This is a genomic window from Acetobacterium paludosum (assembly GCF_008086595.1).
Classification (GTDB): domain Bacteria; phylum Bacillota; class Clostridia; order Eubacteriales; family Eubacteriaceae; genus Acetobacterium; species Acetobacterium paludosum.
The window spans coordinates 1-5164 of sequence record NZ_RXYA01000029.1; the positions used below are offsets into that span (position 1 = coordinate 1).

Annotated in this window: 3 protein-coding genes; all 3 read right to left on the bottom strand. The window is 43.9% G+C overall.

The features are described 5' to 3' along the window. Positions 1–3052 (bottom strand): immunoglobulin-like domain-containing protein (locus tag FZC41_RS16920; RefSeq protein ID WP_148568631.1); only part of this gene is annotated, 3052 nt, incomplete at its 3' end. 292 nt (positions 3053–3344) lie between these two features. Continuing rightward, positions 3345–4868 carry a GBS Bsp-like repeat-containing protein gene (locus FZC41_RS16925; RefSeq protein ID WP_148568632.1) on the bottom strand — a complete coding sequence of 508 codons (1524 nt, stop codon included), beginning with the start codon at positions 4866–4868 and terminating at the stop codon, positions 3345–3347. A gap of 172 nt (positions 4869–5040) precedes the next feature. Continuing rightward, the coding region (locus FZC41_RS16930; protein ID WP_148567413.1) for a hypothetical protein at positions 5041–5164 on the bottom strand (124 nt) is incomplete at its 5' end.

Consider the following 5164-nt stretch of genomic DNA (forward strand, 5'->3'; position numbering starts at 1 on the left):
TCATATCGGGTTTGATGTCATACAGACTTACCACTTTGGCATCGGTGATGCCGGCAGCGGCGGCAGCCTTTTGGGCTTCAGCCGTTTTATCTGCATTGTCGGTTTCCCCGACCACCTTAATGGCGGTACCGACCGGCAGACCAATCACTTCAATGCCGGTGACTTTATCTTTAGCTGTATCTGTATCCGTATCCGGTACTGGTGTTGGTACTGGTTCCAGTGAGGCAATTTTCGCTTCACTGGCGGTTAAGATGCTCAGGTTGGTCACCAGTGTTTTCTGAGCGGCGCTCAGAGCATCATAAGCTGTTCGCGCTGCCATCACAGCTGTTTTATCGCTAATTGCCAGTTTGTCAGCGGCCGGCAAAGCGGCAATCTGATCGATTACTGTCTGAGCAATAGCCTGATCCTTAGTAATAAAATTAATCTTGTATTCAGCGGAATTCTCTTCAAGCGTCGATTTAATCGATATTGCACTATCCAATTTGGATAAGTAATTTCCATTTTCATCCACTGTCGCTCCGGTTACTTCCACTTTTGCTGATGAATCAAATTTTGTTAAACTGAGTGTCGCTTCAGTAATATCTTCTGGTATTTCTACCCTATATTCATACGTATCCGGACAAAATGTCACTGTACCTACTGATAAAGTAATGTTTTTTAATTTAGCTGTCGGTTTAATGACAGTAACCGGTATCTCCACCTTTTGGTTAGTAATACCGTCAACATCTTTTAAAGCAATTGATGAAATCGTTGCTGTCATAATCACATTAGCGTCTATTTTAAGAGGCCGGGTTACAGACCCATAGGTCTTGATGACATCCGCGTTGCTGGTTTCCCATGTTATGGCAGCACCATTTTCTCCACTATTCTTTGTACTGTAGGTAACAGCGCCCTGACTGTCACAATAACCCCGATAAACCATCTGCAGACCTGATATTACGTAAGAAGAATTGATGTTGTCTTTTTTGATGTTGTCGAATGTCAATTTTTTTGCTATTTCCTGGATATTCTCATTTTCTGCATCGATTTCTTTCTGGGTTAGGGGTAACACAGCTGCATCAAATTCAAGGGTTTCGGAATAACCTGATTTTGAAATTGTCGCAACGAGTTTTCCCACTGTTTTTTCTCCATTGATTCCAGGTCGGATCACTTTTCCACGATAGGTATTCACCGTAATCCCCGAATTGGTTGATGACCATGCCACATCCACATCGGTAACACCTGTCGTTTTTGCATCATTGCCGGTCAGTTGCAGATCGTAATCGATATTAGACAGGTCAGCAATTGCACCGGTATTCATTTCCCTGATTTTGCCGGTATCATGCAAATACGTTTTAACTTTTGCAACATCGCCTTTGGCTGCATCATATTCTTCCTGGGTATAGGCTTTGACGGTTACTTCAATATTGACTTTTTTACTTTCAGCTACCCCAGGGTGCCCAAACATTTCCATATAGTCTCCTGGTGCAACGATCGCCGTCAATGTCACCTTGGCATCCGCTTGACCAAATGCCGGTCTGGTGACGGACCCATATTTGTCGATCACAGCGGGATTTGAGATCTCCCAGGTAATATCGGTCGCATAGGAGCTGCCTGTTCCCGGCAGCGACAAACCGGTTCTGACATTGTCCTGCGCATCATTGCTTTTTTTTATGCTGTCCCAGGTGAGTTGAGCCGCATCATCATCCACTGTTTCCTGAGCGGTCAGAGTATGCGCCGGAACAGAAACCTTCACGATTCCGGTTTCCTCATTATCTAATAGTGAAATTTTAAATGTCACTTCTTTTTTCATTGAAGCATCGCTTCCGTAGGTGATGACACCATCACTGCCAATCTGGGGCTGGTTTTTCACATCGGTCAGGGTGATCATGCTGCCCAACGTTACCAAATCTGCCTGAGCCTGCATTTTTACAAGCAGATTGGTATCGGTTCCTTCCACCACTCTGATCGTCTTCGCTGTCAGTGCTGTCTTTATATCTGTCAGCATCTGTTTGATTTCTGCATCCGAAAATGCTTTAATGGTTACTGGAAATTCTTTGGTCTCTGTCTGTGTTCCTTTTTTAATCGTGGCGGTTAATGTCACCAACTTGTCTGCTTTTCCCCGAATGATCTTTCCATCATTTTGGATGACTGACGGATCATTGCTTAACCAAGTGATGCCTGTTTTTCCGCTAGCGCCGGAATCTGTCAGACTGAGATTACCTGTTGTTACCGATGGGATAGTTAGCGCTGTTTTATCTTCAGCCACAAGCGCTTTATCCGCTGCTTCGTCTGAAGAAACCACTGTAATCTGCGCACAGGCTCTGGTTATATTGTCTTTTTTGCAGCTGACCGTGTAAATTCCAGTCTCATTGAAACTGATGCTTGCCTGTCCGTTTGCATCCGTAACGATACCTGTTTCAACCGTTGCTGATGTACCATCTGTTGAGGAAATCAGTTCTGCACCTGAAATCGCACTGCTGTTTCCGCCCATGGTGCTTCGCCCCAGCAAGGTCAGTTTTGCAGCTTCTCCCTGACCAACCTCAATTTTCTGCTTGTTAAAAAAAGCATAATAGTCCGTTCCCGGATAACTCATGGCGTAAATGGTAATGACATCGCCATCTTTTAAGGGACAGTCATTCATATTATAACCTGTTCCATTTAATGCCGGGTAATCATCGTTTACCATGTACATCCAGAAATGGCTGGCATCTTTGGTATCGGTCCCATTGGCGTACATCGTCAAGATTTGAGACAAATTATTATACTCAATTCCAAGCATTGAGCTCATAGTCTCTGTTGTCGCCAACTCGTTATCGATCAGATACTGCGCCAGAACATGCACCGGCGTATCGAAGCCCTGGTCCGTCTGACCGGTTAATCCATAATTTTCAAACGACTTATGGGTCGTTGGCATGGTTACATAAGTCAGCGGAATGATTGTGGAATCCATTGTTTCCACCCGAATTCCTACTGTTACCACATTGTTTTCTTCTGCAAATACGGGTTGCGAGAAAAACAACGCTACGATTAATATCAACAAAAAACCGACATATTTTTTTATTCTCTCCATTTTTTTAAACTCCTCAAGCTATTTATTTTTTAAGAAAAACGCTTTTCCTGTTTTGTCGCACCAGTCAGTAAGGGCGCAGAAAAACTAATTTCTGCGCCGATATTAAAAGGAGGTTCATTTATTTAAAAAACAATGATTGCTGTTTTCTAAACCATAAATTATTAAATTTCTGAATCCAATCAGTTCTGTTTCCAAGTAACTTTGCTGCGATTTTTGAGACTTATGCAATCAGCAGCTTGTCAATTTCTTTTGCTATCCTTTTACATGAAATCAATACGCTTCGTTCAGCTGTTCAAACGGCAGCCGCACTCAATTTTTCAATCCTTGCTTTAGTTTCAAGCCCTGTCACCGCATCGTTGAAAAACAAATAATCATGACTGTTTAGGGCTTCTTCTTTGATAATTGTCCAGTCATCTTTTACATTAACGCGTAAAGTATAACAGGCGCTGTTTCCGTATTGGTCAGTCGCATTGATCAGGGTTTCGTACTCTCCCCATTCGTTATTATGATCCGCTTCCTTTACGGTATAGGTCGCCGTGTCGCCTGTCAGTATTCCACAAAACAATTTATCTGAATTCCCGGGGATATCGATATCATCCTGCCCTTTGGCCGTGGTCCAGGTCGGAAACATGACCTGATCAACCCCGGTATCATCAACCACCCTGCATTTTATCGTATAACCATTCGTTGAAACATCGGTAATTTCCACGTCTGAGATGGTTGGCGGGCTCACATCCGTCACAATCCCAGTTTGGGCCGCTGCTGAATATCCGGCTTTGTCATAAGCACAAACATTGACCGTGTAGGCGCCTTTTTCCTGATTATGCTCACTGTATAAAATTCGGCAGGACGCCGTATCACCGCTGACGGTTCCGGTATAAGAAACCAGGTCATCCTGTCCGGCGGCATCCGTCCAAACCGAAAACGTGACATGATCAATGCCCGAACCGGCATCGGATACATCCGAGGTGACCGTAAATCCTTCTGTATCGATATCTTTAATTGCAATATTGGCTACAGAAGGCGGGGTTACATCATTGCAGAAATCGCCAATATAGATATACCCCTGAAATCCGCCTGAGTAGATTGAATTTTCAGAACCGATGGTATAGGATGAATTTCGAAACAAAAAGCTGTTCCACCCCGACTCTGAAAGGGTAACCTGATCACCTGAAATTGCCTCCACAACCGCAACATGTCCGCAGGCACTGCCACTCCAACAGGCAATTGCCCCAACCTTTGGTGTTGTTCCGCATGAATACACTTTTCCAGTTAAATTATAGCTCCACCATTGATTGGCATTGCCTGAGCTTAGATTCGGTTTACTCCCCAGCAGCTCATAAGCTCGGCCCCAGGCATAGGCTGTACAGTTCGGCATGCCATAACCTGACTGGCAGAAAATATTTTCGGCATAATAGCAGGGATTATTTGTACCCGGTGCTGTAAACCGGGGTTTGAATGAATACGCATTATTATTATCACTCAGCACTTCGAAACTTTCTGCCACCGGCGGCCTTTCTTCCGTACCATCGTCTGAAGCAGTATCTTCTGCCGTTACGTCAGCCACTGTGGTATCCTCAGCAACATTCGCTGGAACTACTTCCGGGGCTGGTTCATTATCAACTGAATCAGACTTACTATTATCTGTACTGTTAACTGTATTTGAATCTTCACTGACACCACTATTCGTCGTAGTGTTTGGTGCGCTGCTTCCGGCAACACTATTTTCCTTAGCCAGCACATTAACTGAAAGCATCCCCAGGGTCACCATTAAAACCATCCCAAAACAAAATCCTTTTAACTGCCTCTTTTTCATTGATCCTCCTGCTTATTATTTCGTGGTTTTCGTGATTTTTTGATGAATATCCACGGAGATTTATTTTACTGTTTTCTCTTTTTACATATCACAAAAATACTTTTACATAAATGCCGAAGAAATCATAGCAATTTCTCCGGCGTTTGGTAAATCAATTTTTAAGTATCATTAATTAGTTGTTGCTGATAAAAGCCTGATCGGTTGAACCCGGGGCAGCGGTTCCTTTCGGCACCACCATGATGCGGATCCCTTCCAGGCGGTAAGCAAAGCCTGCGGTTCCGGCGCTTTCGCCGTTT